The organism is Halorubrum californiense DSM 19288 (assembly GCF_000336875.1).
Classification (GTDB): domain Archaea; phylum Halobacteriota; class Halobacteria; order Halobacteriales; family Haloferacaceae; genus Halorubrum; species Halorubrum californiense.
Genome location: NZ_AOJK01000025.1, coordinates 52,036 through 78,348, shown reverse-complemented (window position 1 = coordinate 78,348; position 26,313 = coordinate 52,036). Strand labels below are relative to the sequence as shown.

The following is a 26,313-nucleotide window of genomic DNA, read 5'->3' as shown; positions in this document are numbered from 1 at the left end:
CGGGACGGAGCGACGCGCATGGACGACGGAACCGTCTCCGTGCCGGACGAGCAGTGCGAGCGCCTCGCGGCCCTCGCCGCCGCCCGCGGCGTGAGCCCCGAGACGCAGCTGGCCCGGCTCATCGACGACGCGTACGCCGGCCTCGACGCCGACGGCGACGCTCCCGAGTCGCTCCCGCTCGGCGTCTGCGACGACTCCGACGAGGGGTGAGCCGGGCGCCGCGTCGGCGAGAGACCCGCGAGCCGCCGCGCCCGGCTCGTCCGAACCCGTCCTCGCCGCTACCTCGCTTTGTTTACTCGTCGTAGGGCCACCGCCCGCCCGTCTTCAGTTCCTCGACGTACCCCTCGTCGATGGCGTCGCGGATCGACTCCCGCGACCGGTGTTCCGCCTCGACCTCTCCCGTCGCGAACCGGTAGACCGCCGCGGTCACGAGCGTCGCCACCTCGCGGAGGTCCCGCGAGTCCAGCTTGTCGAGGGTGTCGGCGTGGGTGTGCCCCCAGCCGCGCCCGGACTGATCGCTCGTCGCCGAGGCCATCACGGCCGGGATCCCTTCTTGGACGAACGCCCACTGGTCGCCGTGCGGCGAGATCGTCTCCCCGGTCGTCAGGGGCGCGTCGAACGCGTCCGCGACCGCCTCGAACGTCGACCGCATCCCCTCGAACCCGTTCGTCCCCACGCGGAGGTTCCGCGAGCTACACGCGCCGTCGAGGTTCACCACGCAGGCGATATCCTCCTTCGGGGTCGTCTCCGCCGCGTGGTACGCCCCCCACAGCCCGATCTCTTCCGAGCCGAACGTGACGAGGCGCACCCGCGTGTCGAGGTCGTCCTCGACGCCCGCGAGCAGGTGGCCGACCTCCGCGACGAGCGCCGATCCCGCGCCGTTGTCGTTGGCGCCGTCGCTCACGTCGTGGGCGTCGACGTGGGCGGTGAGGTACACCGCCTCCTCGGTGTCCGGGCCGACCTCCGCGACCGCGTTCACCGAGGTCGTCGGCTCGTTCCGGCAGTCGACGTCGAGCGAGACGGTCGGCCGGTCTCCCTCCCAAGCACCGTCAACGTCGGCCTCCCCGGCCAGCCGGGAGAGCCGGTCCCCGACCTCCTTCGAGACGCCGACCGCGGGGATCGGCCCCGGTCGGTTGTGGTAGCCGATCTCGCCGGTCGGCGGGAGCGCCCCCTCGATGTGGTTGCGGAAGACGAACCCGACCGCGCCGCGCTCCGCCGCCGCGACGTACTTCTCCATCCGGTGGATCCACCGGTCGTGGCTCTCCGGCGTGCGCGAGGAGGCCATCGCGACCGCGCCCTCCAACGCATCGCCCGCGGCCGCGAACTCCTCGTCGGTGCCGTCGCCGACATCGACGAGCGGGGCGGTGACCTCGCCGCTCGGCGTGCCCGGCAGCGCGATCACCTCGTGGGAGTTCTCGTGGTGCCGCTCCACGGCCCCCGACACCGACAGCGACGACTCGCCGCGCCACCAGCCGGGGATCTCGAACTCGTCGAGGCCGGCGTTCCGCAGGCCGGCCGCCTCGAACGCCTCGACGACCCGCTCGGCGCCGCGGCGCTCACCGGTCGACCCCGCCATCCGGTTCCCGATGTCGGTGAGGTCTGTGAGGAGGTTCCACCCGAAGTCGCTCGTCCGCGCGTCGCCCACGACGCGGTCCGGTAACTGGGTCATACCGTTGGGTAGTACCCCGGGCGAAAAGGGGTTGCGGGAAGCGGGGACGCAGGCGGGCTACTTCCACTCGTCGATGTCTTCGGTCGTCTGCATCTCGCCTTTGGCCCGCCGCGGAGCCCGCCGGAGCGTCAGCGCCAGCGCGGCGACGTAGAACGCGGCGACGACCGCGAGCACGAGCGCACCCGGAAGCGCGCCGACCGCGGCCGTCTCGACGACGCCGCTGCCCGGGGGCGTGAACACGGTGAGCCTGACGACCCACGCGGCGACGAAGACGGAGAAGAGCGGCGCGTACACCCGACGAAGCCGCCGTGACACCGCCTCGACGGTCGGCATCTTGATCGTCGGCTCCCGGAGGTCCTCGCTCAGCAACTCCCGTCAGTTCGACTGCTCGACGCCCTCCGGATCGAGCGCGTTCGCCAACACGTTCTCCTCCAAGAGCCGGACGCGCGACCGCCACACGTCGAAGGTGCGGTACCGGCGCGTCTCGATGCCGAGGAAGACGCCGAGCATCACGAGCCCGATGAGCAGCACGTAATGCGGCCGCGACTCGTTCGAAAAGGTCCACGTCAGTGACCCACGACTGAAGTCGTGGGCTTGTCAGTGGACTCCCCTTCTGCCGTCGAATCCACGGAGGCGATAAATTCGCCGTTCAGGTTCACCGTCCCTGACGTCAGCGCACACTGACAGGGTGCGCCTCCACTCGAAGACTTCTGCCCCGAGCGGAGACGTTTCAATAGTTTCCGAGCGATGTTCTTGCTTGCGTTATAATCCGCGTTCAGCTCGTACTCGCATTTTTGACATACGAACCGGTGTTTCGAACGCCGATTCCTCTCGTGGGTAAAGCCGCACTTCGAGCACCGCTGACTCGTGTACGCCGGACTCACCTGCTCGATTTTAATATCGAGCATCTCGGCTTTGTACTCCACGTACTCGTACAAACGACGGAACGCCCACGCGTGGAATCGCTTGACACCAGCCATTCGCTCGCGAATATCCGTCAGATTCTCGAACGCGATGTGCGTACACTCGTGGTCGCGAGCCTCATCGAGAATCTGGTTTGACGCGCGGTGGAGTTCGTCTTGCATCCAGCGGTGTTCGCGGTCGTCCATCGACTGAATTGATAAGTGTGCCGACCGCGTTCCTGCCTGCTACATCGACCCGCGCGTCTTCTCGAACTCGCGGCGGCGATGGTTCATCTCGTCGGCGTTTCCGATGAATTCTCCCGTGGAAGTCACAGCAAGCGAGCCGTCCACGTTCAGATCGACGCCAAGGACTGTTCTGTGCTTGGCGTCAGAAGACACACCCGTGGACTGTTCGTGTTCGTCTGTGGTCCGGCACATTCGCGCGTGGAGGTAGAACGAGTCGGTCGAGCGGTCGTACTGAAGCGTGGACATCCGGAACTCGTAGTCCTCGTTCAGTAGGTACCCACCGATCGGTGTCTCCTCGGGATCGTCAGGAATCACGTACTCACACTCGACACGGCCGTTTACCGTTGAAAGAGACACATGATCGCGGTGGAACGTCGCACTTCTCTTATCGTAGACGACGCTCCACGCGTCGAAGTGTGGTTGACTGGTGGTCTCGCCCTTTTTGAGTCGGGCGACACCGCTTTTCATAGCCTCAATAGCGCGTCGAATCCCCTTTTGAACGAGGTTCGCAGTGAGTGCTGTTTCGTTGCGAAGGCGCTCGTAGAGCGCGTTCTCGGCTTGTTGTTTCGAGGTGACGCAGTACTCGTCGGGGTGTCTCCACGCCCACGCCGCGGTCGTGTTCGCGCAGTGGAGAAACTGGTCTTTCGTCTGATGGAGGTCGTCGCACCGCTCGTCGGGCACGNCCACGCCGCGGTCGTGTTCGCGCAGTGGAGAAACTGGTCTTTCGTCTGATGGAGGTCGTCGCACCGCTCGTCGGGCACGTCGAGTTTGACTTTGACGGTGCGGATCACATCCCCCATCTGTGTTTCACATGTTAATCTATTTATTTATAAATTCTACGGCTGGTAGTGGGGAGTCAGGGTTCTATCGCTCGTTGTATGTTGCGGGGAGTGTCGGATTCCTCCCACGTCATCAGAACTCATAGAGTTCTGATCGGCTCACGAGACGCAGCGTCTCGTGAACGGCTGAAGCCGTGGGCTTCCTCCTTGGTACTCTGTGAGCATCGACGCGGTCACCACGACCGGCCAGTTGGTGGTCCGGTCGCTCCGGGTCCGCCAGGAACTGGTCCGCCCGAGTTCGCCGCGGTAGGTGTGGGCCATCAGCGAGAGGAAGTCGGAGCGGTCGGTCGCGGCCCCGGCGGCGACCTCGCGCTCCTCCCGCGACTCGGGATCGAAGTCCTCCGGTGAGTCGGACATACCGACCCGTACCGAGGGGGGACGGGTAAAAGGGGGGTCAGCGGCCGGCGCGGCCGCGGTGGCGATGCGGTGACGTTCGCGGGCGCGGCGGCGGAACTCAGGCGGGGTCCGCCGCGGTCACCTCGACCTCGACGTCGTCGGGGTCGACGCCGATCCGGGCGAACTGCGTCCGGACGTGTTCGCGGGCCGCCGCGACCGCCTGGTCGCGCGTGTCGAACCCGCGCGGCATCGGCTCCTCGAAGGCGACGCGGATCTCCTCGCCGTCGACGACGAGCGGGGAGCCGCCGCTCTCGACCTCGTAGAAGGAGTCGCACACCCACACGTACGGCGCGTCCTCGTTCGGCGCGCCCTTGTAGGCGGGCGGCTCCTCGCCGCGCTCGAACACCGTGCCGGTGAGGTCCGTCCCGCCGCCGCTGCCGCGAACGAGTATCATGCCACGAGTAGGAGGTCGAGCGGCATAAGGGCGCCGCGGGAGGGGTTCCCGTCCCGCGCGGCGCGAGGGCAAACGCTTTCGGCCCGGCGGCCGGTGGATCCGCCATGACACTGGAGGATTTCACCGATTTTACCGGTGACGGCGACGGCGGCTCTCGGGACGAGGCCGGCGGCGCCGGGGATGGGGGCGACGGCGCCGATAGCGGGCCCGGCGGCGAGTCCGCGGCCGACGGGGGGAGCGCGGCGGGCGCGGCCCCCTCGGACGCGCCCGAACCCGACGCGGACGACGATCGCGAGGACGATACGTTCGCCGACTACGAGGCGACGCCGGCCGGCAACGATTCGGGCCTCGGCGTCGTGTCGGTCTCGCAGGGGCTCCGCGTGGCGGAGGAGGAAGAGGAGACGTCGCTGAAGGCGTTCGTCACGACGGGCAACCGCGAGTCCGTGCGGCTCGGGAAGTACCTCCTGATCCCGTACCCGGACGGCGAGCGGCTATTCTGCCGGATCACGGGGTTGGAGTACGCACAGGAGTTCCAGTCTGACGACGCGACCGAGATCCACGCCCGCCGGCAGATGCGCCGCGACGAGTTCGCCGAGCGCGACTACAAGTTCGTCGCCGACCTGGAGCCGATGTCCGTCGTCTACGGCGAGGGCGAGGGGATGAAGCGCCGCATGACCGACCGCGTGCCGAAGCCCGGCGCCGTCGTCGAGGAGGCGGCCGACGACGCCGAGATCAAGACGGGGCTGAAGATCCCCGACGACGGCGTCTTCCTCGGCCACCTCTCCGTCGGCGGCGAGAAGGTGCGGACCGCGGCGGAGCCGCCCACGGTCGACTACCGGGTGAAGGACGACTACGGCGACGGCGACCCGCTCGCGTTCCGCCACACGCTCGTCGCCGGCGGCACCGGCTCGGGGAAGACCCACGCCTCGAAGAACGTCCTGCGGCAGTACCTCGACTCGGACCGGACGTACCCGATGGGGGACGGCCGCGAGTCGCGGATGGCGGTCGTCCAGTTCGACCCGCAGGACGAGTACGCGCAGATGCACGACGACAACCCCGACCTCGACGACGCGTTCGCGCGCCGCCTGGAGCGCGAGGGGATCGCCCACGGCGGGCACGACGACACCGTCGCCCTCGTGCCCCGGGTCGCGAACGCGACGTACCCCGGCGAGGGGCACCGCGCCGAGCGCGTCGAGTTCACGATCCCCTTCTCGCTGGCGCGGGACATGCCGTGGCTGGTCGCGGGGTCGGGACTCAACGACAACCAGTACCCCGCGCTGTTGACGCTGCTCAACCGATTCTTCGACAACTACGGCGACTCGGGCACATACAGCCAGTTCCTCTCGTACCTCGACGACCCGGCGCTCAAAGAGGAGCTCCACGAGAGCGGCCGGGTCCACGAGGCGACGTTCGACGCGGTCAAGCGGCGGGTCCGCGGGGTTCCGAGCGGCGTGTTCGACCAGGACGCGAAGCCGATCACCGAGCTGGACCACACGCTGGTGCGCCCCGGCGGCCTCTCCGTCGTCCCCACCTACCACCTGCCGACCTCCCGGCAGAAGGAGATCGTCGTCCTCGCGGTCGCCGGGCTGCTCGTCGACGACAAGCTGTCGAACGACCCCACGAGCGACCGGATCAAGGAGACGCCGCTCCTCGTCGGGATGGACGAGGCGCACAACTTCCTCGCCGACGCCGACAACGTACAGGCGCAGAAGGTGGTCCAGAAGTTCACGGAGGCCGCGAAGCAGGGCCGCAAGGAGCGGTTGGGCCTGTTCCTGATCACCCAAGACCCGCAAGACGTCGCCGAATCGGTGTTCAAACAGGTGAACACGAAGATCGTCTTGAACCTCGGCGACGAGGACGCGATCTCCAGCGTCAACATCCCGACGAACCTCGCCGGGAAGGTCCCGTACATGGAGAAGGGGCAGATGGTCGTCTACTCGCCGGACAACTCCGAGCCCGTCGAGCTGATCGGGCTCTCGGAGTGCGTGACCCGCCACGACTGACGGCGGGCGCTGCCTACACCCGCACGACCAGCGTGTCCGCGAACTGATCCCCGAGCCGCTGGTTGTTCTCCGAATCTGCGATGAACACGACGCCCGCGAGGATCAACAGCAGCGAGGCCCCGCCGACGATCTTCGTGACGTTCCGCGCGACGGCGGCGCCCGCGGAGACGACCTCGCCGTCCGTCCCGACGACCTCGATCCCGACGATCCACTTCCCCAGCGTGAGGCCCCAGACCGCCTCCGGCCCGATGTACCAGCCCACCCAGACGAGGAGGAACGCGAGGTCGGCGAGGCCATCCGAGACGGCGCCGACGGCCAGCGAGACGACGGCGGCGACGGCGACGCTCGCGACGATGTCGACGAGCCACGCGCCGCCGCGAGCGGTGACCGACGCCAACTGCGACTGCGCGTACGGGGTGCTGCCCATAGCGGCCGCTGAACGGGCGCCCGGCAAGTGTCTTCTGACCGACCACCGACCGCGAGCGGTGCCGCCGTCCGCGCCTCGCGGCGGATTGTCGTCGGGTCGAACTCGGCGCTGCCCTTTTTATTTCGAGCGGGCGAACCGCCGCGTATGAGCAAGCGCATCCTGGTCGCGGTCGACGGGTCGGAGGAGGCGGCCGAGGCGCTGCGGTTCGCGGCGGCCGAGTGGCCCGACGCCGAACTCACGGCGCTCCACGTGATCAACCCCGCGGACTCGGCGACGGGCGCGGAGGGCGGGTTCCCCGGCGCCTCCGACCAGTGGTACGAGAGCGCCAAGCAGCGCGGCGAGCGGGTCCTGCGCGAGGCGGCCGAGGCAGTCGACCGGGAGGTCGAGACGAGACTGGAAGTGGGACGCCCGACGAAGACGATCCTCGACGTGGCGGGCGGCGAGGCGCCGGTCGGCGACGAGGAGGACGCCGGCGAGCCGTTCGACCACGTCGTGCTGGCGAGTCGGGGACGAACCGGGCTCTCGCGGGTCCTCCTCGGCAGCGTCGCGGAGGGTGTGGTGCGCCGCGCCGAGGTGCCCGTGACGGTCGTCCGGTGAGGCGGGTCCGCGGGCGACGGCGGTCCGACTACTCCTCTGCCCGCTCGGCCGCGACCACCTCGCCGACCATCGACCACCCCTCCTCGTCGGACCCGGAGCGACCGAGCGGGATCCGCTCGTAGTCGTCGGAGCTGATCAGCCGGAAGTCGGCGTCACGGTCGGCGTCTGTCCGGACGCCCTCGCCGCGGAACTCCCGCTGGAAGAACTCCGTCGACGAGAACTCGAAGATGCCGCTCTCGCCGGTGTCAAGTTCGAGTCGCACCGGTCGAGGTTGGACGTTGTGGATCCGTTTGGCGATCGGGTGTAGGTCCGGCATACCAGCGAGTCGGTCCGGCTCCGATAAAAGCCGTCGGCTCTGCCGTCGCAGGGGGTTCGCGGCGTAACGGAGCGGAGCGGTCCGCGGTGTAACGGGGCGGAATCGAAAGCGACGCCGAAAGCCGGAGAGCCGCGAAAAGGGATTACTCGTCGAGGACGTCGTCGTACTCGCCGGCGTCGACGCGGTCGTCGAACGTCCGGGCGTCCTCGCCCTCGATGGTGACGCCGAGGGAGGCGCAGGTGCCGCCGACCTCCTTGGCGGCGGCCTTCGTGTCGTACGCGAGCAGGTCGCTCGACTTCTGCTCGGCGACCGTCTTCACCTGCTCGATGGACATGTCGGCGACGAAGTTCTCCTGGGGCTCGCCGGAGCCGGTCTCGAAGCCGGCCTCGTCCTTGATGAGCTCCGCGGTGGGCGGCACGCCGACCTCGATGGTGAAGGAGCCGTCGTCGTCGTACTCGACGGTGACGGGCACTTCCATGCCGTCGAAGGCAGCGGTCTCATCGTTGATCTCCGCGACAACGTCCTGAACGTCCACCGGCGTCGGTCCGAGCTCGGGACCGAGCGGCGGACCGGGGTTGGCCTGCCCGCCGGGGACGAGCGCTTCGATAGTTCCAGCCATGTCCGTACGAACCCGTCGCCGACTTTTAACGGTTGTTCTTTCGGGTAGGGGGAGTCAGCGATTCGCACACCTTATACATCGCCTGACCGGCGGTGAACGACCTGTTCGACGAGCGCCGCCGGTCCAGAGCGTGTTTATAAAGAATCGTGCGATCTCGAGTAGACCATCACCGAAACACCCGCTTCTGGTTGATAAATTTCAGATGGTCAGTAGGCGGCGAACACCCCCAAAGCCCCAGTCGCGAGGGCGGCGCACGCTCGCTGCGCTCCTCACTCGGTCGCTCACTTCGTTCGCTCCCTCGTTGCGGTGCGTCCGTCGCCTGCGCCGCCCTCGCGACTGGGGCTTTGAGTCCCACCCCGCCCCGCACAGCCCCGCACCTCACACCTCCCCAGCCTCGCCGTTCGCTCCCTTCGGTCGCTCACGGCGTCCCTCGCGCGTGCTCCTCGCGGCCTCCGCTTCGCTCCGGCCGCTCGCAGGCACGCGCCACCGCTTACGATGTACATACTACGTGTCGGCGCGGGGTTGATCGCGCCGGAGACTACGGATCCGCGGCGCTCGGCTGCTCGTTCGTCCCCGTCCCGCTCGCCGTGCGTCCGGGGAGGAACGAGCCCGTCTCCCGGCGGACCCCGAGGAGGAGGGCGCCCCCCGCGAGAAGCGGCAGGGCGGCGCAGGCGGCGTAGATGGGTGTGAAGCCCACCGCCTCGATGAGGGGGAGCGACACCATCGGGCCGAGGCCGCCCCCCACGTCACCGAAGACGTTGTTCGTCCCGGAGGCGCGGCCCATCCGCTCGTCGGGCGTGAGGTCCGCGAGCAGGGCCATCATCGGACCGCTCGTCCCGCCCTGCCCGGCGCCGATGAAGACGCAGGCGAGGCCCAGCGAGAGGACCGATCCGGCCCGAGCGAGCAGCAGGAACCCGACGAACGAGACGACGAGGAAGACCAGGAGGATCGGCGTCCGCGAGTCGCGGGTGTCCGAGACCCGCCCGCCGACGAGCATGAAGAACGCCGCCGAGACGACCGTGCCGGCCATGAACAGGCCGGAGGTCCCCTGCGGGGCGAGGCCGAACAGCGAGATGTCGTTCGCCCCGAGGAAGAGCACGAGCGTGGAGAACAGCGCGCCGATGTACGCGAACATCAGCCCGAAGTTTACTAGACCGACCGTCAGCGCCGGGACGGCGGTGTCGATCTCCCACGGTTTGATCGAGTCCCCGGAGCGGTCACCGGTGACGTGCGTCTCGGGGACGTACCGATAGGCGACCACGCTGGCCATGAGCGCGAACGCGGCGGCGACGGTGAACGCGGCGACGTTGCCCGCGACCGCCGAGACGATCCCGCCGAGCACGAGGCCGGCCGGGAATCCCATCGTGATCCCGCCGCGAACGATCCCCATGTTCGTCCCCCGCGAGCCGCTGTCCGAGAGGTCGGCGGCGATGGTGTAGGCGGTCGCGAACACGGCCGCGGAACCGAGCCCTCAGAGGACGCGCGCGAGCAGGAACCACGCCTCGGGCGCGACGACGACCGAGAGCGCCGCGAACCAGTCCGCCGACCCGACGGCCAGCGGGCCGGCAGCGAGCGTCGGCAGCGAGGCGGCGAGCGGCCGGAGCGACTCGGCGGACGGCATCGCGAGCGCGACGACGTAGCCGAGCGTGGCGACCCCCTCGACGAACAGGCCGACGACGAACGACGTGCGCGTCCCGTACCGGTCGACGAGCGCGCCCGCCGGCGCGTTCGCGACGAGCCGCACCCACCGGTTCGCGGAGAGGATCGCGCCGACCATGAACGCCGAGATGCCGAGGACCGCGCCGAGGTTCGGGAGGATCGGGAAGACGACGCCGCCGCCGAAGCCGACGAAGAACGTGCTCGCGATCACCGCGAGCGGGACCGGCGGCGGGCGCTCGAACCCGAGGCGGGTCATTCGCCGGGGTCCGCGGACTCGCCGGCCGATTCGTCGTCAGTTTCGTCGGGCTCGCGACGGAGCGCGTCGATCGCGTCGTCGAGCGGCGGCAGTTCGACCCCGTCCGCGAGCAGCGGCCCGACGATCCGCCGGAGCGCCGCCTCCGCGACCTCCCGGGTGTAGCCGTCGCCTTCGGCGTCGCGCTCGGCGCCGGCGAGGGTTATCTGTCGGGTCCGCGCGCCGTCGAGCGTCGCCACGAGCAGCGCTGCCGTCTCTTCCACGTCCACGTTGCGGAAGGCCCCGGCCTCGATCCCCTCCGTGAGAATGTCAGCGACGGTGCCCCGAAGGAGCTGGTCGCTGCGAGCCAGCTGCTCGCGGATCCGCTCGTTGAACGGGCCCTGCGTGCGCAGCTCCAGCAGGGCGATGTGGAACGCCTCGCGGTCGGGCTCGTCGGGGGCGAAGACGAACCAGCCCACGAACTGGACCAACCGGTCGACCGGCGGGTCGTCGACGCGGGCCGCGATCCGCTCCTCGGAGTCGGTGACGACGTAGTCCAAGAAGGCGACGAGCAGGTCCTCCTTCGTGTCGTAGTGGTAGTGGAGCAGCGACTTGCTCTTCGAACACTCGTCGGCGATGTCCTGCATCGTCAGGTCGGCGTAGCCGTGAGCGCGGAGGGCGCTGTACACCCCGTCCATGATCTCCGCTGCCGCGCTCGGCGAGTCGCTCATTGACTGACCAGTCAGTTAACGAACGGTAAATCCCTATCGGTCGGGGTCGTCCAGCGACGGGTTCGACCGCCGCCGAGCGGTCCGTGGCTCGCGGCGAAACGCGGCTCGGCGCCGCCGCTCGGGGAATGAGAACAGTCGAAAAGCCGATTCGCCTCGGGTGTCGTCGCCGACTTACAGACGGGTGACGTTCGACGCGCGCGGACCCTTGTCCGCCTCCTCGATGTCGAACTCGACTTCCTGACCCTCTTCGAGGTCCGGGCCGCCGACGTCTTCCATGTGGAAGAACACGTCTTCGTCCGCGTCGTCAGTCGAGATGAAACCGTAGCCGCCAGTGTCGTTGAAGAAGTCAACTTCGCCTTTCGCCATTGCGACCGTAAAAGCGGGAGTGGAACATATAAGGCTTCCGCGACGGCCCGGGGCGTGGAACGGTGTCGCACGGAACCGCTCGTGGCCGCCCGCCCCGCCCGCGAGAAGGGGCCGAGTTCCGGGATGCGGGAGCGAGCAACGCCGTGTTAGTAACTACTATACGACCCCGGTTCAGAACCGTTAGGTATGAGTCAGTCGTACAATCGAGGCCTCATCGAGGACTTCGCCCGCTGGCGGGAGTTCGAGGCGGGGATGTGGGCGTGGATCTTCCACAAGTTCACCGGATGGGTGCTCATCGGGTACCTGTTCACGCACATCGCCGTGTTGAGTACGGGGATCCCGGCGGCCGGCGCCGGCGAGGCGGCGATCGCTGCGGGCAACGACGTGTACACGCAAACGATCGTCTCGCTGGAGGGGCTACTGCTCGTCCGCCTCTTGGAGGTCGGCCTGCTGGCCGTCGCCGTCTTCCACATGCTCAACGGGACCCGACTCCTCCTCACCGACCTCGGAATCGGGTTGGACGCACAGGACAAGAGCTTCTACGCGTCGCTGATCCTCACGGGAGCGATCACCGTCGCGTCCGTCCCGACGTTCATCGCGGGGGCGTTCTGAGATGGCCGAGCGCTACTCCTCGTTCCAGTCGGGCGGCCGCATGTGGTTCCTCCAGCGGGTCACGGCGGTGTTCCTGCTGGTCGTGTTGGCGTTCCACTTCTTCCTGCTCCACTTCGTCCACCACGCCGACGAGGTGTCGTTCCTCGCCAGCTCCGCCCGGATGGAGCAGCTGAGCTACTACTCGCTGATGATCCTCTTCCTCGTGACCGCGACGTTCCACGGGGTCAACGGCGTCTACAACGCCTTGGTGAACCAGGGGCTCACCGGCACGAAACGCACCGTGATCAAGTGGACGCTCGTCGCCGCGAGCGTCGTGCTGATCGCACAGGGAATCCGCACCGCGAACGCGTGGGCGGGCATCGGACTCTACTGAACCGACAATGAGCACGCAAATTCCGAAGCAGACCGAGGAATCGAGCGAGACCGAAGCCGAGACGCAGCCGGCCTCGAAGGGCGAGGAGCGCCGCGCGGAGAAGCGGCGTCGCGCGGCCGAGCGCCGCGAACAGCGGCAGGAGGAGGAGGCCGAGAAGGCCGCCGCCGACGACAGCACGGTGGAGCTGAAGGTGTTCCGCTACGACCCGCAGGTCGAGGGGAAACAGGAGCCGCGGTTCGACACGTTCCACGTCCCGTTCACGAAGGGGATGACCGTCCTCGACGCGCTGATGTACGCGCGCGACACGTACGACTCCTCGCTCACGTTCCGCCACTCCTGCCGACAGGCGGTGTGCGGCTCCGACGCGATGTTCGTCAACGGCGGGCAGAAGCTGGCGTGTAAGACGCAGATCTCTGACCTCGAAGAGCCGATCCGCGTCGAGCCGCTCCCGCACGCCGAGGTGACGAAGGACCTCGTCGTCGACATGGAGCACTTCTACGAGCAGATGGAGGCCGTCGAGCCGTACTTCCAGACGGACGAGTACCCGGACGGCGAACTCGAAGAGCAGCGACAAGACCGGGAGAACCGCGAGAAGATCAAGATGTCCACGCGCTGTATCTGGTGTGGTGCGTGTATGTCCTCGTGTAACATCGCCGCGGGCGACAACGAGTACCTCGGGCCGGCCGCGATCAACAAGGCGTACCGGTTCGCGATGGACGAGCGCGAGGGTGAGGAGATGAAACAGAAGCGCCTGGAGATCATCGAGCAGGAACACGGCGTCTGGCGGTGTCAGACCCAGTTCTCCTGCACCGAGGTGTGCCCGAAGGACATCCCCCTCACCGAACACATCCAGGAGCTGAAGCGCGAGGCGGTCAAAAACAACCTGAAGTTCTGGTAATCCCGACAGACAGTATCAAGGGACTCCGGAACTTACGAAATTACATACCAACAATGCACGAACACGACGTCGTCGTCGTCGGGGCCGGCGGGGCGGGACTCCGGGCGGCGATCGCGGCACAGGAAGCGGGCGCGGACGTGGCGATGGTGTCGAAGCTCCACCCCGTCCGGTCGCATACCGGCGCGGCGGAGGGCGGGATCAACGCGGCGCTGCGCGACGCCGACTCCTGGCAGGACCACGCGTACGACACGATGAAGGGGTCCGACTACCTCGGCGACGCGCCGGCGGTCGAGGCGCTCTGTCAAGAGAGCCCCGAGGAGGTCATCCGCCTCGAACACTGGGGGATGCCGTTCTCCCGCGAGGACGACGGCCGCGTCTCGCAGCGGCCGTTCGGCGGCCTCTCGTTCCCGCGCACGACGTACGCGGGCGCCGAGACCGGCCACCAGATGCTCCACACGATGTACGAGCAGGTGGTCAAACGGGGAATCACGGTGTACGACGAGTGGCACGTGATGGACCTCGCCGTCACCGACGAGGACGACCCGGCGGAGCGGACCTGCCACGGGGTCGTCGCGTACGACATCCAGAGCGGCGAAATCAGCGGCTTCCGCGCCAGCGACGGCGTCATCCTCGCGACCGGCGGGATGGGACAGGTGTTCGACCACACCACGAACGCGGTGGCGAACACCGGCGACGGCGTCGCGATGGCGTACCGCGCCGGCGTCCCGATGGAGGACATGGAGTTCATCCAGTTCCACCCGACGACGCTGCCGTCGACGGGCGTCCTCATCTCCGAGGGCGTCCGCGGCGAGGGCGGAATCCTCTACAACGAGGACGGCGAGCGGTTCATGTTCGAACACGGCTACGCGAACAACGACGGCGAGCTCGCCTCCCGCGACGTCGTCTCCCGCGCCGAGCTGACCGAGGTGAACGAGGGGCGCGGCATCGAGGACGAGTACGTCCACCTCGACATGCGCCACCTCGGCGAAGAGCGAATCCTCGACCGCCTTGAGAACATCCTCCACCTCGCGGAGGACTTCGAGGGCGCCGACGGGCTCACGGAGCCGATGCCGGTCAAGCCGGGCCAGCACTACGCGATGGGCGGCATCGAGACGAACGAGTTCGGCGAGACCGTCATCGACGGGCTGTACGCCGCCGGCGAGTGCGCCTGCGCCTCCGTCCACGGCGCGAACCGCCTCGGCGGCAACGCGCTGCCCGAACTCATCGTCTTCGGCAAGCGCGCCGGGCGCCACGCCGCCGGCGAGGAGATGGGCGAGGCCGAGATCGAGACCGGCCGGTCGGGCAACTGGCAGCCCGCCGACTACGAGTTCGGCGTCGAGGTCGGCGAGACGGGCGGCTCCGGCGCGGCGGCCGCCGACGGCGGCGCGGTGGTGAGCGACGCCGAGAGCGTCGTCGGGGGCGCCGTCGATCGGGCACAGGAGCGCGTCGACGAGCTGCTCTCCCGGAAGGGTCGCAACCACGCGGAGATCCGCTCGGCCGTCCAGGAAACGATGACGGCCAACGTCAACGTGTTCCGCGAGGAGGGCCGGCTGGAAGAGACGCTCGAGGACCTCCGGGAGGCCCGGGAGGCGTACAAGGACGTCGCGGTGTCGGACCCGTCGCGGACGTTCAACACCGACCTCATCCACACCATCGAGACGCGGAACATCCTCGACCTCGCCGAGGCGCTCACGATGGGCGCGCTCGCCCGTGAGGAGTTCCGCGGCGCGCACTGGCGCAAGGAACACCAAGAGCGGAAGGATGAGGACTGGCTGAAACACACGCTCATCTCGTGGAACGACGGCGAGCCGGAGCTGTGGTACAAGCCGGTCGTCCTCGAGGGCGAGAACAAGACGTACGAGCCGAAGAGCCGCTCGTACTGAGCCGACCGGCGACACACCGGCCGGCCGGGGCGTCGGTCCCGGGCTCGTCGCGTTCCGGACCCGTCGCGCCCCGTCACGGGGCCGTCTCGTTTCGTCCGATCGATCCGGATCGTTCACGGTTTCCTATCCGTCGACGGTCGAAATCGAGCGTCGATACGCGTCGATTTTCGGTTCGTCGATCGACGTTCCCGGTGCGAGATGGCGATTATCACCGCTTTTCGACGCTCTCGACCGCGTTCAAATGTTTTCGACGAACGTTGAATAGGGGGTTTATTATCGTCGAACGCAACGGATCGGACAAGATGATCGAGACGGAAACCGCGTCCGCGGCGGCCCCGGCACTGCCCCGGGAGCTCCAGTCCCCCCGAGCAAAGCTCGTCTACCTCTACCTGACCACGAACGGCGACGCCACGGTCTCGGAGATGGGCGAGTCACTCGGGATGAAGAAGCTCTCCCTGTACAGCATCCTGAAGACCCTCCGCAGCGAGGGGCTCGTCGACTGCGACGGCGACTGCTACGTCCCCAACTGACGCCGCTCTTTCTCGACGCGCGGGTCTGCGGATGCGACCCGCCTCGCGCCGGAGCGTTTAGGGGTGCCCGGCGCCCAGTCCGACCGTGGACGCGAATCAGACGGAGTTCGAGAACCCGTTCGCGATGGACCCCGACTGCGAGAACTGCGAGGAGCTGTGCGGCGCCCGCGACCGCGTCGTCCACGGCTACGGCGACGTCGGCGCCGAGTTCCTCGTCGTCGGGACCCGCCCGACAGCGGCCGCCGAGCGCAACGGCGTCCCCTTCACGGGCGCGGGCGGTGGCGAACTGGTCCAGTCGATCTTCGGCGACCTCGGCTTCGTCCGCTCCGAGCCCGACGCGGCGGAGCCCGACGTCCAGAACGTCTTCTTCACGAACCTGACGCGGTGTCGCCATCCGGACCGCGCTCCGACGGACCGGGAGGTCGACACCTGCGAGCCGTTCCTCAACGCGGAGATCCGGATGATAAACCCCCAGATCATCGTGCCGGTCGGCGAGCGACCGCTCCGCGAGCTGGCCGTCGAGTACACGACGCGCCGCCCGGACTCCTTCGACGTCGACGACGAACACGCGACGACGATCCGCGGGCGCGGGTTCGAGCTGGTGCCGATGAAGGAGCCGGCGGAGCTGACCGACGCCGAGGCCGACGCCTTCCGCGATCACATGCGCGAGAACGTGTTGAGCCGGGACTACCGGCAGACGAAGGGACGGCGGAGTCGCTGAGAGGACTGCGACGAGGACCGTCGTCAGTCGGCCGCCGGGTCGTCGAGGTCTTCCACGTCGTCGATCGCGTCGCCCAGGAGGTCGGTCGTCGCGTCGTCGCTGTCCGCGCCGAACGCGCAGTCGATGAGGATGTGCCCGCCGAGCGTCGCGGGCGAGATCACTTGGTCCGCGCCGGCTCGCCTGAGCTTGTTGACGTTCTCTCGCTGGGTCACCGCGGCGACGATCCGGACGTTCGGGTTGAGCTGTCTGGCGGTGAGGATCGCCAGCGCGTCCCGCGCGTCGTCGTTCGTCGCGACGACGACCGCGCGAGCGCCTTCGATGTTGACCCGTTCGAGCGGGTCCACGTCGCTCGGGTCCGCCGTGAAAACGGGGATTTCGCGGTCGTTCAGCCGTCTCGCGGCGTTCTCGTCGGTGGTCACGACGGCGTACTCGGTCCCGTCGCGCGCGTCGAGTTCTTCGAGTATCGGTTCGGTCAGGTCCCCGTAGCCGAGCACGAGGACGTGGTCGTCGAGGAGGTCTATCTGTTTGTCCGTCATTTTTCCGAGCGCCTTGGAGAGCTGCGCCTCGATAGCGGGGGTGAGGAGGACACCGAGCGCCACCGCGAACGCGGCGACGTTCATCACGAGCGAGGAGAGCACGAACAGCTGTGCGATGTCGGACTCCGGGCCGCTCGCCGGGTGGACGTCACCGTATCCGACGGTCGAGGCGGTGACGACGGTGAAGTAGAACGCGTCGACGATCGTCTCGACCCCCTCGAACTGGTCGCGGAGGGCGTACGATCCCACCGTGCCGTACGAGATAGCGCTTACGAGCGCCGCACCCGCCGCGAGTTGGGTCGGCGACGGCGAGTAGCTCCTGTCGAACCGCTTCCGGTTGTACAGGAGTGCGGGCAGCGACAGGACGGACAGCGCCACGAGGGGGAACGACAGCACCGACGCCTGCATCAGTCCCTGAATTGCGGTCAACGGGAGCAGAACGGCGGTAGAGTACCAGCCGACCCGGTAGCCGTTCTTCAGCGCGAAGCCGCTTCCGAGCATCGCGAAGCCGGTTATGGTCCCGGTGAATCCGACGGTCTGTCGGACCACGTCGAGGACGTACGGGGAGAGCGGGCCGTCGACCCCGAGGCCGCCGATCTGTGCGAGACCGGCGAGGATCGACAGGATCGCGACCGCGAACGTCAACGCGATCGACGCGCGGACGGTAACCCAGTCCCGGGTCAGCTCCATATCACCGGGTCGCCGAGACCGAACTTAAACCCCGCGAGCCAACCGCGGAACCGCTCCGGGCCGACCGCCGGCGCGATCCGCGCCGACACACGTTTAACCGCGCCGCCGATTGGAGGCCGTATGTCGCTGCCCGTCGAGATCGTCTTCGGCATCTACCTCGGTGTCATCACCGGCATCGTTCCCGCGCTGGTGGCCGGCGTTCTCGGGTTCGTGTTCAAGTACGTCACCGACGTGACGATCCCCGGGCTCGGGGTGGTCGTGCTGTCGCTCGCGATCGCCGGCGTCAACGGCGGGCTGCTCGCGCTCAACGACGAGACGATCCGGTCGTCGGAGCGCGCGCCGGCGATCCTCACGGCGATCGTCGTGGTCCTGATGCTCTCGATGTACGCCCACGCGCAGGGAGACCGGCTCGGGGCCAGCGTCCCCAAGCGCATCTCGCTCAAGCAGCTCCGCGACCGGACGCTCTCGACCGACGTGATCGAACTCGTCGGGGGGCGGGGGCGCGTCGCCGTCGAGGTCGCCGGCGAGGTGAACGATATGGAGGGGTACCCGCCGCTGCCGGCCGACACGCGCCGCGCGATCCTCGACGGCGACTGGACGTTCCCCGCCGACCTCCCGCTCGCGGAGCTCGAAGACCGCTTCGCGGAACGACTCCGAACCGAACTCGACCTCGCCGACGTGGCGGTCCGCATCGACGAGCAGGCGCGCGCAACGGTGTCCGCCGCCCCGCCGACCGGCGCGCTCTCGAAGCGCGTGCCCGCCGGGAAGCGCGCGGTGTCGGTGTCCGCGCTGGTCCCGACCGGCATCGCGCGCGGCGACGTCGTCCGCGTGATCACCCCCGACCTCGACGCCGAGGGCGCCGTGATCGCCGCCCGGTCGAGCGGGACCCCGGAGCCGGGAGCCGGCGCGGCGTCGAAGCCAGCGCCGGCCGCGGGCGACGACCCGGATCCGGCCGACGACGCGCGGACCGACGGCGGCGAGGAGGCCGTCGCCGCTCCACCGGCGGCGACCGCCCCGACCACGACCGGCGGCGAGGGGCGCGTGACGCTCGCGCTCGACCGATCCGAGGCGACGGCGCTACTGCGCGCCGACCGCGGGCGCGTGCTGGTCCTGTCGCGGGGGACCCGTCGGGAGTACGAGCTCACGGCCCTGCTGCGCCGAGCCGGGAAGCGGTTCCGGAAGGTCTCGGTCGTCGCCGGGGGGCCGCTGGACGGCCACACGATCGGCGAGGCCGAGGTCCGCGAGACGTACGACGTGGCCGTCCTCGCGGCCCGCCACGAGTCGTGGACGATCGCGCCCGACGGCTCGCAGGCGCTGTCGGCGGACGACGACCTGTTCGTCGTCGGAAGCCGCGACGCGCTCGACCGGTTCGCGGAGGTGGCCGCGTGAGCCACTCGCTCGCCGTCATCCCCGGCCCGGAAGCGGTCGCCGCGCTCGTCGACACTGGTACCGTCGCGGGCGTCGCCGTCGCCGCGGTCGACGTGGGCTTCGCTCGGCCCCGGCAGGCGGCGGTCACGCTCGTCACCTTCGCGGTCGTCGTCGCCCTCGCGGCCGGGGGGGCGGCGCTTGCCTATCGCTGGTACTTCCGCACGGAGATACCCGAGGGGGTGACCGCGCTGCTCGGGGTCTCCGTCGTCGCCTTGTACCTCAACACGACCTCGCTGGGGTCGGTCGCGATCGGCGACAACCCGGCACTGTTGGCGCCCGAGAGCGTCTTCTTCAACCTCGTCTCGCTCGGCGTCGCGGCGGTGACGGCGCCCGTCGGCCGGTACGCGGGCGATCGGCTCGCGGTCGACGTGTTCGCGCTCTCCGGGGCCAAACAGCTCGAGGGGGAGCTGAGCGGGGTCGTGCGCGCAGTCGGGCGGTTCACGGCGGTGACGCTGCCGCCGGCCGACGACATCGGCGACATGGACACGTACGATCCCGTCTCGCCGGAGAAGAAGGGGGAGCTCGCGGAGACGACCCTGCTGTTCCCCCGGAAGCTCTCCGAGGAGGAACTCCGGGAGCGGCTCGTCGACCGACTCAAGGAAGAGTACGGCGTCGGCTACGTCGACGTCGACCTCGACGCGGACGGGGAGGTGGAGTACTTCGCGGTCGGCTCCCGCGCGGCGGGGCTCGGCCCGACGCTCGCGCCGGGGTCGGCGGCGGTCGCGGTCGCGGCGGACCCGCCGAACAACGCCACCGTCGGCGACACGGTCCAGCTGTGGCGGGACGACTCGGAGCCGAAACGCGTCGCGACCGGCGAGCTGCGCGGCGTCGCCGGCGACGCGGTCACCGTCGCGCTCGACGAGTCGGACGCGGAACGACTGACCGAGGAGGAGAACTACCGGCTCGTGACGCTCCCCGCGGAGCCGCAGGCGGACCGCGAGTTCGCCTCACTGCTGCGCAACGCGGACGAGACGATGGCTTCCGTCGCGGTCGGGGCCGGGAGCGACCTCGACGGGAGCGCCGTCGGCGAGGTCGGAGCCGTGGTCGCCGCGGTCCGCCCGGCCGGGGAGTCCGTCCGTCCGATCCCGGCCCGAACGTACGCCTTCGCCGCCGGCGACCTGGTGTACCTCGTCGGCAGGCCGGACGCGATCCGTCGGTTCGAGGCGGCCGCCGCATCGCCGGCCGACGCGGACGGAGAAGACGGAGAGGCCGAAACGCCGGCGGCGGCCGTGCGCGACGCCGAACTCGACGACTGCGACGGCGTCACCGACCTCGGCAAGGGCGACGAGATCGGTGACTCGGGCGACGCCGACACTTCCACCGAACCCGACGGGACACAACGCTCTTGAGTCGCCCGCGCGGGGATCCGCTATGGAGTGGAAGCTGTTCGCCGACCTCGCGGAGATCGCGGGCGACCGCGTGGTGGCCGTCGGCGCGGAGCCGGGCGACACGGTCGGCGACGCGCTCGACGCGCTGCTGGACGCACACCCGGCCCTCAGGGACCGAGTGATAGAGGACGGGACCGTCGCGGACCACATCAACGTCCTCCGGAACGGCCGGAGCGTCCGCCACGACGAGGGGCTCGACGCGACGCTGGAGGCCGGGGACGAGTTCGCGCTGTTCCCCCCCGTGAGCGGCGGTTCGGTCGGTCGATAGATCGGTCGTTTCAAACGCGCGCCGCCCGCATCGAGAGCCATGACCGACAGCGACGAGGAGACCGGAGCGGGCGGGGACGACTCGGGCGAGCCGGACGGCCACGAGCCGCACCGCGAGGAGTTCCGCGAGGACCCGGTCGGCCACACGCACGCGACCGCCGGGATGACGGTGAGCGAACTCGTCGACGGCTACGGCGACGCGGGGATCGGCGCGGCGTCCGTCAACGAGGCCGGCGACGTGCTCGCGGGGATGTTCGCGAACGAGGACTGCACCGTGTTCCTCTCGCTCGCGGGCGCGATGGTGCCGGCCGGGATGCGCCGGATCGTCGCCGACCTGATCCGCGACGGCTACGTCGACGCGCTGGTGACCACCGGGGCGAACCTCACCCACGACGCCATCGAGGCCATCGGCGGGAAACACCACCACGGGCGCACCCACGACCCCGAGAAGAGCCTCCGCGAGCACGACGAGGGGCTCCGCGACGAGGGGGTCGACCGAATCTACAACGTCTACCTCCCGCAGGAACACTTCGCTGAGTTCGAAGGGCACCTCCGCGAGGAGGTGTTCCCGGCGCTGGAGGCCGACCCCGACGCGGACGGGAGCGACGCCGTCTCCATCGCCGACCTCACGCGCGAACTCGGCCGCGCGAACGCCGAGGTCAACGAGCGCGACGACGTTCCGGAGGGGCCGGGCGTCGCGGCCGCCGCCTACGAGTCCGACGTGCCGATCTACTGTCCCGCGGTCCAAGACTCCGTGCTGGGGCTTCAGGCGTGGATGTACGCGCAGACCGCCGACTTCACCCTCGACGCCCTCGCGGACATGACGGAGCTGACCGACCTCGCGTTCGACGCCGACGACGCCGGCTGCCTGCTCGTCGGCGGCGGCGTGCCGAAGAACTTCACGCTCCAGACGATGCTCGTCACGCCGCGGGCGTACGACTACGCCGTCCAGATCACGATGGACCCCGAGGCGACCGGCGGGCTCTCCGGCGCGACCCTCGAAGAGGCGCGCTCGTGGGGGAAACTGGAGAAGGACGCGCGCAACGCCTCCGTCTACGGCGACGCGACCGTGATGCTCCCGATGCTCGTCGCCGCGGCCCGCGACCGCGTAGAGTAAGCCGCGAGTACGGTTTTAATTACACCGTCGATTGATCTGCGGTGGCGCGTGTCTGAGAGGCCGCCCCGCGGCCGAACCGCGAGGCTGGGGAGGCGTGAGGTTCGGGGCGGTGCTGTGCGGGGCGGGACTCAAAGGGGCAGCCGGGAGGACGAAGCACGGCGTAGCAAGCACCGAAGCGAGGGAGCGAGCGGCGCGAGCAATTGACCGAGGCGCACAGTGAGCCGCGCGAGTCCTCCCGGCTGGGGCTTTAGATGTGGTCACCGTCGATCTACCTCGGCCGCTCTCCGGAGGGGGTTCACTGATCTACAGACAGCGACCGCACCGGAGTCAACCTACTTCCGCGGCTCCAGATCCATCGCTTCGGCGAGCAGCGCGTGCGAGTCGAGCGCGTCGTCGCGGTCCGGCACGGTGTGCTGGATCATCATCTCGTCGACGCCGACGCGGTCGGCCAACTGCTTCAGCAGCCCGCGTATCGTCTCCGGACTGCCCGAGATCGACCGCGGCCACTCGTCGTCGTCCAGCGTCGCGGGCGTCGGGTCGGGCGCCCCGCCCAACTCCTCGATCGCCTCCGCTTCGGTCGGCGTCTCGTCGCCAAGTTCGCCGCGTTGCATCCGCCGGAACGTCGCCTCCGCGGGCGCTCGCCGCCGGGCCGCGGCCTCGTCAGTCTCGGCTGCGACCGCGTTGACCGCGACCATCCCCCGCGGCTCGTCGAGCCCCCCGAGTCCACCCTCGGGGTCGAACGACTCGCGGTACGCCGCGAACGCGCGCTCGGCGAAGCCCGGACGGATGAAGCCGGCGAAGCAGTAACGCAGCCCCAGTTCGCCCGCGATCTCGCCGCTCGCGGGACTCGACCCCAGCACCCACGGGACGGCCGGTCCCTCCGCCGATCCCGGAACCGACAGGTCGCCGTACGGGTGGTCCGGCGGGTAGTCGCCGCGGAGGTGGTTCACGACCGCCGTGATCCGCTCGCGGTGGTCCTCGTTCGGGTTCTCGACCCGCCGGTCGGTGCCGAGCGCGCGGTCGGACGCGGGCGAGCCGTTGGCGCGGCCCATCCCGAGGTCGACGCGACCCGGTGCCAGCCCGTCGAGGACGCCGAACGACTCGGCCACCTTGAACGGGCTGTAGTGGTTCAACAGCACCGCTCCGCTTCCGATCCGGATCGAGTCGGTCGCGCCCGCGACCCGGCCGAGCAGCACCTCGGGGGTGGTGCCCGCGAGGCGGTCGCCCATCCCGTGGTGTTCGGCGACCCAAAACCGCTCGTACCCCAATCTCTCGGCGTGTTTCGCGGCGTCGACCGTGTTCTCGAACGCGTCCGCCGCGGTGCCGCCGCGGGGGACCGGCGAGAGGTCGACGACTGAGAGGTCCATACCTCCGGTCGGCGACTGATCCGGTTAACCGTTGGCTCGGCGGCGGAGGCGTGGGCGACCGTAACCACGGATTTTACGCGGCGGCGCGTGCCTGCGAGCGGCCGGAGCGAAGCGGAGGCCGCGAGGAGCACGCGCGAGGGAGTCGCTGGCCCCGGAGCGAAGCGGAGGGTGCCAGCGACGAGGCTGGGGAGGCGTGAGGTGCGGTGCTGTGTGTGGGGCGGGACTCAAAGGGGCAGCCGCGAGGTGGGCGCAGGCGATGTAAGCACCGCAACGAGGGAGCGTCAGCGACCGAGTGAGGAGCGCAGCGAGCGTGCGCCCACCTCGCGGCTGGGGCTTTGGCGGTGTTCACCGCTCCCCTGCCAGCAGGATTTTATAAGCGGTCGGATAGGGATTTGGCGGTGTTCGCCGTTTCTCAGTCTACTATTTACGAACGCACAGCTACGCGAGCAGAAGCGAGACAAAACCGAAGCGGCCGCGTCGTCAGTTGTCGCCGGTTTTCGACTGCCACGCGTAGTCGCGCCGGGAGGCGGACTCGCCGAAGCCGCACGAGGAGCAGCGCTCCTTCTTGACGTGGTAGGACTTCTCGCCGCAGCGTCGACACTTCACGTGAACCGTCTTGTTCTTTTTGCCTTGGGAGGGCGTACCTGCGCCGGTCATGCTTTGATGGTGATGACGTTATCGCCGCGTATAATCGTTGTGTCTTCGATCGCGACGGCGAACTCGCCGTCGAGGTCGTCGTCGACGCGGTCGTCCACGTCGGCTTCCGGCTCGATGACGACGTTCATGTGCTGGTCGTAGCCGCCTAGGACTCCGTAGTACGTCGTGCCGTCCTTCAGGTGTACCGTCACCGGCTCCTCGAGCGACGCTTCGAGCACGTCGAGGGGTCGTCCACTCATTGTCCGTACCGCCGCCCGTCGCGCTAATAAAAATACCGGGACAGTGCCCCGGAGGCCGGTCAATCTGACACGATCTCCGCCGTCCGCGGCGGATCACTCCAGCCGCTCGCGAACGAACTCGGCCGCCGCCGGGACGGCGCTCGCGTACAGGTCGACGTACGCCAACTCCGCCTGCGCCCGCCGCACCGAGCCGTACCCCTGCTCCACCCGATCGCCGACGTACCCGATCGTCTCCAGCCCGGGTCGGACGAGCCGAGTCGCCAGCGGGTCGTCGCCGGCCGCGATCCCGTCGACCGCCGCCCGCGCCCGCTCCGCGGCCGACCGGACGGACGACTCTGAGGGGGTCTCTCGGTGTTCGTCGTCCCGGATCTCGTCGACCGCCCGACGGTACGCCTCGGTCTCGGCCAGCGCGGTGCCTGCCGCGACCACCGAGGTGGCGTACTCGTCGGCGTCGACCGCCCGCTCGACGTCGTCGACCGCCGACTCGATCTGGAGTTCGCTCACGGCCAGCAGCTCCTGTGCGACCGTCCCGCTCAGGTCCTCATCGACGAACGGGCCCTCGCCCCCGGTGCGTTCGCGGACGGTCGAGCGCGTGCGGCTCACCGATCCGCGCAGCTCCTCGGCGGCCGCGACCAGCGGCTCCCACCGTGGAGCCGCCTCCTCGCGTTCGTCGAGGTAGGCGTCACGGAGCCCCGCAGCGTCGGCAGCGGCCGCCACCGCGCGCTCGACGCGACCCACCGCCTTCCCGGCCCGGAACGGCTCGGCGACCGGGTCCGCCGGGTACGTCACGCGCGGTTCGACGTATCTCGCACACTCCCCGAGCAGCGACTCGACGGGCTCGTACGCCAGGGCCGCCTCCGTCGGGGACCCGGCTCGGTACGTCAGGTCGGTTGCGAGCGCGCCGCGGTCGTCGCGGACCGCTCGGCGCCGGGCGGCCAGCTCCGACCCGTCGTCGGTTCCGGTGGCCGCGCGGTACGTCCCGCGGACCGCCGCGGCGTCCTCCCGGCGCCGGCGCCACGCGGAGAGGGCGTCGACCGGCCACTCGTCCGACACGTCCGCGTTCGCGCGCTGGAGCGCCCGCTCGCGTTCGCTCCCGATTCTCGCCGCGACGGCGGCGTTGGGGACGTCCGGGTCGCTCGGTACGGCGTCGAGCATCTCGCGAGCCCGCGTCTCGTGAACGTCCGCGAGCGACTCGGGAACGGCGGCCGGGAACGGCGACGCCGGCCACTCGACCGATCCGACGGCGTCCGACGGAATCGACGCGGGCGCCTCCCGGCGCTCCTCGTCGCCGGTGAACGGAAGTCCGGAACAGCCCGCGAGCGCCGCCGCGCCAGCCGCCGCGACCCCGGCGAGGAACCGGCGGCGCGAACTCGGCTTACGGTGTGAACTCGACTCACGACACGAGTCCGACCCGCGGGTCACGCGTCATCACCGTCCGAACCGAACGACGACGCGTTGAAGACGGCGGGCGGTTCCCTGCCCCGACAGGAGCCGCGCATGCCGCTCCCGCTCCCGGTCGATCGGTCGGCGACGACGGGGATCCGGATCGCGAACCCGACGGTGTGGGTCGCTTCCGGGTCGCACTCGACGTCCGCCGGACGGTACGCCTGACAGAAGTTGGCGTGGGGGTGGAGGTCGTCGTCCGCGAGCTCGCCCGGGTTGACGGAAACCGACCGGAACCGGATCTCCCGACACGCCCGCACGGGCATCGCGAGGAGGTACGCCGACGCCGACCCGAAGTCGGTCGCGGCGAGAAACGAGCGCAGCCGCTCGCCGGCGTCCGTCTCGGCGAAGGTCAGTTCGCTGAGGTCCTCGTCGGCGACCAAGACGCGCCGCGTGGTGCGGCGGTGGCGCGCTCGCTCGTCGGCCGAGAGGGACGGTAGCCCGTCCTCCCCGCCGACCAGCGCACCGCCGTTCTCGTCGCGCGCCTTCTCCAGTTCGTAGTCGTCGACGGGTCGACCTCTGCTCGAAACGGTGTTCGACGCGGTCTCGCTGCCGGCGCAGCCGGCCAGCGCGGCGATCCCTGACGCGGCCGCGAGGAGGGCTCGGCGGCGGGGTACGTCTGCCATCGCCGAGAGTTCGATCGAGAGCCTGAAACGCTTTGTGGGACCAGTTCGGGCGCGAATCCCCGCCGCGGGGCCGAACCCGGGAGTTTTTACCGTGCGCGGGAGTACGCCGAGGTACCACACTCCCGCGGGACACGGTGAGTCG

At 69.4% G+C, this 26,313-nt stretch carries 26 protein-coding genes and 4 pseudogenes; 13 read left to right on the top strand and 17 right to left on the bottom strand.

Annotated elements, in window-relative coordinates; all coding sequences use genetic code 11:
• The first annotated feature begins 18 nt into the window (after nt 1-18).
• Complete coding sequence (locus C463_RS05360) at nt 19-210, top strand: hypothetical protein (protein ID WP_008441758.1); 192 nt, start codon at nt 19-21, stop codon at nt 208-210.
• A gap of 82 nt (nt 211-292) precedes the next feature.
• On the opposite strand, the gene C463_RS05355 is transcribed toward C463_RS05360, so the two are convergent.
• The 5 genes and pseudogenes from C463_RS05355 to C463_RS05335 all read right to left on the bottom strand — a co-directional run bounded on the left by C463_RS05355 (nt 293) and on the right by C463_RS05335 (nt 4,446).
• A complete protein-coding gene (locus tag C463_RS05355; RefSeq protein ID WP_008441756.1) occupies nt 293-1,669 on the bottom strand; it encodes a M28 family peptidase in 1,377 nt (458 codons plus the stop codon).
• 57 nt (nt 1,670-1,726) lie between these two features.
• A pseudogene (locus C463_RS05350) lies at nt 1,727-2,239 on the bottom strand (DUF2270 domain-containing protein); the annotation flags it as partial.
• Nucleotides 2,236-3,617, bottom strand: a pseudogene (locus tag C463_RS05345) (RNA-guided endonuclease InsQ/TnpB family protein). The pseudogenes C463_RS05350 and C463_RS05345, both read right to left, overlap by 4 nt.
• 195 nt (nt 3,618-3,812) lie before the next feature.
• Nucleotides 3,813-4,013: pseudogene (locus C463_RS05340) on the bottom strand (DUF2270 domain-containing protein); the annotation flags it as partial.
• Nucleotides 4,014-4,110: 97 nt separating this feature from the next.
• Nucleotides 4,111-4,446, bottom strand: a complete 336-nt coding sequence (locus tag C463_RS05335) for a DUF7113 family protein (protein WP_008441754.1) — start codon at nt 4,444-4,446, stop codon at nt 4,111-4,113.
• A gap of 104 nt (nt 4,447-4,550) precedes the next feature.
• Between C463_RS05335 and C463_RS05330 the strand changes: the two genes are divergently transcribed.
• Complete coding sequence (locus tag C463_RS05330) at nt 4,551-6,449, top strand: ATP-binding protein (protein ID WP_008441751.1); 1,899 nt, start codon at nt 4,551-4,553, stop codon at nt 6,447-6,449.
• Between the two features lie 13 nt (nt 6,450-6,462).
• On the opposite strand, the gene C463_RS05325 is transcribed toward C463_RS05330, so the two are convergent.
• Nucleotides 6,463-6,876 (bottom strand): RDD family protein, encoded by a 414-nt coding sequence (locus tag C463_RS05325; protein ID WP_008441748.1) that lies wholly within the window; start codon nt 6,874-6,876, stop codon nt 6,463-6,465.
• 144 nt (nt 6,877-7,020) lie between these two features.
• Between C463_RS05325 and C463_RS05320 the strand changes: the two genes are divergently transcribed.
• On the top strand, nt 7,021-7,473 hold the full coding sequence (locus C463_RS05320) for a universal stress protein (RefSeq protein WP_008441740.1): 453 nt from the start codon (nt 7,021-7,023) through the stop codon (nt 7,471-7,473).
• A 28-nt stretch (nt 7,474-7,501) separates the two neighbouring features.
• On the opposite strand, the gene C463_RS05315 is transcribed toward C463_RS05320, so the two are convergent.
• The 5 genes and pseudogenes from C463_RS05315 to C463_RS05295 all read right to left on the bottom strand — a co-directional run bounded on the left by C463_RS05315 (nt 7,502) and on the right by C463_RS05295 (nt 11,396).
• A complete protein-coding gene (locus C463_RS05315) occupies nt 7,502-7,789 on the bottom strand; it encodes a hypothetical protein (RefSeq protein WP_008441738.1) in 288 nt (95 codons plus the stop codon).
• Between the two features lie 142 nt (nt 7,790-7,931).
• A complete protein-coding gene (locus tag C463_RS05310; RefSeq protein ID WP_004596863.1) occupies nt 7,932-8,408 on the bottom strand; it encodes a 50S ribosomal protein L11 in 477 nt (158 codons plus the stop codon).
• Nucleotides 8,409-8,946: 538 nt separating this feature from the next.
• Nucleotides 8,947-10,323, bottom strand: a pseudogene (locus C463_RS05305) (MFS transporter).
• Nucleotides 10,320-11,030: a TetR/AcrR family transcriptional regulator gene (locus C463_RS05300; RefSeq protein WP_008441736.1), complete on the bottom strand. Its 711-nt coding sequence runs from the start codon at nt 11,028-11,030 to the stop codon at nt 10,320-10,322. The pseudogene C463_RS05305 and the gene C463_RS05300 overlap by 4 nt, the downstream one beginning before the upstream one ends.
• Nucleotides 11,031-11,201: 171 nt before the next feature.
• Entirely contained in the window at nt 11,202-11,396 is a 195-nt protein-coding gene (locus C463_RS05295; protein WP_004596869.1) for a cold-shock protein, read from the bottom strand.
• 186 nt (nt 11,397-11,582) lie between these two features.
• Between C463_RS05295 and sdhC the strand changes: the two genes are divergently transcribed.
• The 6 genes from sdhC to C463_RS05265 all read left to right on the top strand — a co-directional run bounded on the left by sdhC (nt 11,583) and on the right by C463_RS05265 (nt 16,413).
• The gene (gene sdhC / locus C463_RS05290) at nt 11,583-12,008 is read left to right on the top strand and encodes a succinate dehydrogenase, cytochrome b556 subunit (protein ID WP_008441734.1); all 426 of its coding nucleotides are present in this window, start codon (nt 11,583-11,585) and stop codon (nt 12,006-12,008) included.
• Nucleotide 12,009: 1 nt separating this feature from the next.
• A complete protein-coding gene (locus C463_RS05285) occupies nt 12,010-12,381 on the top strand; it encodes a succinate dehydrogenase hydrophobic membrane anchor subunit (RefSeq protein ID WP_004596874.1) in 372 nt (123 codons plus the stop codon).
• 7 nt (nt 12,382-12,388) lie between these two features.
• Nucleotides 12,389-13,279, top strand: coding sequence for a succinate dehydrogenase/fumarate reductase iron-sulfur subunit (locus tag C463_RS05280; RefSeq protein WP_008441732.1), 891 nt, complete (start codon nt 12,389-12,391; stop codon nt 13,277-13,279).
• Nucleotides 13,280-13,332: 53 nt separating this feature from the next.
• Nucleotides 13,333-15,162, top strand: coding sequence for an FAD-binding protein (locus tag C463_RS05275; RefSeq protein WP_008441731.1), 1,830 nt, complete (start codon nt 13,333-13,335; stop codon nt 15,160-15,162).
• Nucleotides 15,163-15,464: 302 nt separating this feature from the next.
• Entirely contained in the window at nt 15,465-15,692 is a 228-nt protein-coding gene (locus C463_RS05270; RefSeq protein WP_008441730.1) for a helix-turn-helix domain-containing protein, read from the top strand.
• A gap of 85 nt (nt 15,693-15,777) precedes the next feature.
• Nucleotides 15,778-16,413 (top strand): uracil-DNA glycosylase, encoded by a 636-nt coding sequence (locus C463_RS05265; protein ID WP_008441729.1) that lies wholly within the window; start codon nt 15,778-15,780, stop codon nt 16,411-16,413.
• 23 nt (nt 16,414-16,436) lie between these two features.
• Here C463_RS05265 and C463_RS05260 read toward each other — a convergent pair whose 3' ends face one another.
• Nucleotides 16,437-17,639 (bottom strand): NAD-binding protein, encoded by a 1,203-nt coding sequence (locus C463_RS05260; protein WP_008441727.1) that lies wholly within the window; start codon nt 17,637-17,639, stop codon nt 16,437-16,439.
• 120 nt (nt 17,640-17,759) lie between these two features.
• Between C463_RS05260 and C463_RS05255 the strand changes: the two genes are divergently transcribed.
• Genes C463_RS05255 through C463_RS05240 form a run of 4 tightly spaced genes read left to right on the top strand, consistent with a single transcriptional unit; the run spans nt 17,760 to nt 21,839 of the window.
• On the top strand, nt 17,760-19,028 hold the full coding sequence (locus C463_RS05255) for a potassium channel family protein (protein ID WP_008441726.1): 1,269 nt from the start codon (nt 17,760-17,762) through the stop codon (nt 19,026-19,028).
• Nucleotides 19,029-19,045: 17 nt separating this feature from the next.
• Complete coding sequence (locus C463_RS05250) at nt 19,046-20,416, top strand: cation:proton antiporter regulatory subunit (RefSeq protein ID WP_049905598.1); 1,371 nt, start codon at nt 19,046-19,048, stop codon at nt 20,414-20,416.
• A gap of 22 nt (nt 20,417-20,438) precedes the next feature.
• On the top strand, nt 20,439-20,723 hold the full coding sequence (locus C463_RS05245; RefSeq protein WP_008441723.1) for a ubiquitin-like small modifier protein 1: 285 nt from the start codon (nt 20,439-20,441) through the stop codon (nt 20,721-20,723).
• Nucleotides 20,724-20,762: 39 nt separating this feature from the next.
• On the top strand, nt 20,763-21,839 hold the full coding sequence (locus C463_RS05240; protein WP_008441720.1) for a deoxyhypusine synthase: 1,077 nt from the start codon (nt 20,763-20,765) through the stop codon (nt 21,837-21,839).
• Nucleotides 21,840-22,171: 332 nt separating this feature from the next.
• Here C463_RS05240 and C463_RS05235 read toward each other — a convergent pair whose 3' ends face one another.
• The 5 genes from C463_RS05235 to C463_RS05215 all read right to left on the bottom strand — a co-directional run bounded on the left by C463_RS05235 (nt 22,172) and on the right by C463_RS05215 (nt 26,171).
• Entirely contained in the window at nt 22,172-23,206 is a 1,035-nt protein-coding gene (locus C463_RS05235; protein WP_008441719.1) for an LLM class flavin-dependent oxidoreductase, read from the bottom strand.
• 480 nt (nt 23,207-23,686) lie between these two features.
• A complete protein-coding gene (locus C463_RS05230; RefSeq protein WP_006112801.1) occupies nt 23,687-23,863 on the bottom strand; it encodes a 50S ribosomal protein L37e in 177 nt (58 codons plus the stop codon).
• Nucleotides 23,860-24,102, bottom strand: coding sequence for an LSM domain-containing protein (locus C463_RS05225; protein WP_049905556.1), 243 nt, complete (start codon nt 24,100-24,102; stop codon nt 23,860-23,862). The genes C463_RS05230 and C463_RS05225 overlap by 4 nt, the downstream gene beginning before the upstream one ends.
• Nucleotides 24,103-24,195: 93 nt before the next feature.
• Nucleotides 24,196-25,524 carry a twin-arginine translocation signal domain-containing protein gene (locus C463_RS05220; protein WP_008441716.1) on the bottom strand — a complete coding sequence of 443 codons (1,329 nt, stop codon included), beginning with the start codon at nt 25,522-25,524 and terminating at the stop codon, nt 24,196-24,198.
• Nucleotides 25,521-26,171 (bottom strand): hypothetical protein, encoded by a 651-nt coding sequence (locus C463_RS05215; RefSeq protein ID WP_008441714.1) that lies wholly within the window; start codon nt 26,169-26,171, stop codon nt 25,521-25,523. Before C463_RS05215 ends, C463_RS05220 begins: the two co-directional genes overlap by 4 nt.
• Nucleotides 26,172-26,313 lie beyond the last annotated feature (142 nt).

Bases quoted from the DNA above. Each gene is read 5' to 3' on its own strand.
- C463_RS05260 (WP_008441727.1), bottom strand. From the start codon at position 17,639: ATGGAGCTGACCCGGGACTGGGTTACCGTCCGCGCGTCGATCGCGTTG.
- C463_RS05225 (WP_049905556.1), bottom strand. From the start codon at position 24,102: ATGAGTGGACGACCCCTCGACGTGCTCGAAGCGTCGCTCGAGGAGCCG.
- C463_RS05300 (WP_008441736.1), bottom strand. From the start codon at position 11,030: ATGAGCGACTCGCCGAGCGCGGCAGCGGAGATCATGGACGGGGTGTAC.
- C463_RS05335 (WP_008441754.1), bottom strand. From the start codon at position 4,446: ATGATACTCGTTCGCGGCAGCGGCGGCGGGACGGACCTCACCGGCACG.
- C463_RS05275 (WP_008441731.1), top strand. From the start codon at position 13,333: ATGCACGAACACGACGTCGTCGTCGTCGGGGCCGGCGGGGCGGGACTC.
- C463_RS05315 (WP_008441738.1), bottom strand. From the start codon at position 7,789: ATGCCGGACCTACACCCGATCGCCAAACGGATCCACAACGTCCAACCT.
- C463_RS05310 (WP_004596863.1), bottom strand. From the start codon at position 8,408: ATGGCTGGAACTATCGAAGCGCTCGTCCCCGGCGGGCAGGCCAACCCC.
- C463_RS05285 (WP_004596874.1), top strand. From the start codon at position 12,010: ATGGCCGAGCGCTACTCCTCGTTCCAGTCGGGCGGCCGCATGTGGTTC.
- C463_RS05240 (WP_008441720.1), top strand. From the start codon at position 20,763: ATGACCGACAGCGACGAGGAGACCGGAGCGGGCGGGGACGACTCGGGC.
- C463_RS05280 (WP_008441732.1), top strand. From the start codon at position 12,389: ATGAGCACGCAAATTCCGAAGCAGACCGAGGAATCGAGCGAGACCGAA.
- C463_RS05255 (WP_008441726.1), top strand. From the start codon at position 17,760: ATGTCGCTGCCCGTCGAGATCGTCTTCGGCATCTACCTCGGTGTCATC.
- C463_RS05235 (WP_008441719.1), bottom strand. From the start codon at position 23,206: ATGGACCTCTCAGTCGTCGACCTCTCGCCGGTCCCCCGCGGCGGCACC.
- C463_RS05295 (WP_004596869.1), bottom strand. From the start codon at position 11,396: ATGGCGAAAGGCGAAGTTGACTTCTTCAACGACACTGGCGGCTACGGT.
- C463_RS05330 (WP_008441751.1), top strand. From the start codon at position 4,551: ATGACACTGGAGGATTTCACCGATTTTACCGGTGACGGCGACGGCGGC.
- sdhC (WP_008441734.1), top strand. From the start codon at position 11,583: ATGAGTCAGTCGTACAATCGAGGCCTCATCGAGGACTTCGCCCGCTGG.
- C463_RS05270 (WP_008441730.1), top strand. From the start codon at position 15,465: ATGATCGAGACGGAAACCGCGTCCGCGGCGGCCCCGGCACTGCCCCGG.
- C463_RS05215 (WP_008441714.1), bottom strand. From the start codon at position 26,171: ATGGCAGACGTACCCCGCCGCCGAGCCCTCCTCGCGGCCGCGTCAGGG.
- C463_RS05325 (WP_008441748.1), bottom strand. From the start codon at position 6,876: ATGGGCAGCACCCCGTACGCGCAGTCGCAGTTGGCGTCGGTCACCGCT.
- C463_RS05320 (WP_008441740.1), top strand. From the start codon at position 7,021: ATGAGCAAGCGCATCCTGGTCGCGGTCGACGGGTCGGAGGAGGCGGCC.
- C463_RS05355 (WP_008441756.1), bottom strand. From the start codon at position 1,669: ATGACCCAGTTACCGGACCGCGTCGTGGGCGACGCGCGGACGAGCGAC.
- C463_RS05245 (WP_008441723.1), top strand. From the start codon at position 20,439: ATGGAGTGGAAGCTGTTCGCCGACCTCGCGGAGATCGCGGGCGACCGC.
- C463_RS05360 (WP_008441758.1), top strand. From the start codon at position 19: ATGGACGACGGAACCGTCTCCGTGCCGGACGAGCAGTGCGAGCGCCTC.
- C463_RS05230 (WP_006112801.1), bottom strand. From the start codon at position 23,863: ATGACCGGCGCAGGTACGCCCTCCCAAGGCAAAAAGAACAAGACGGTT.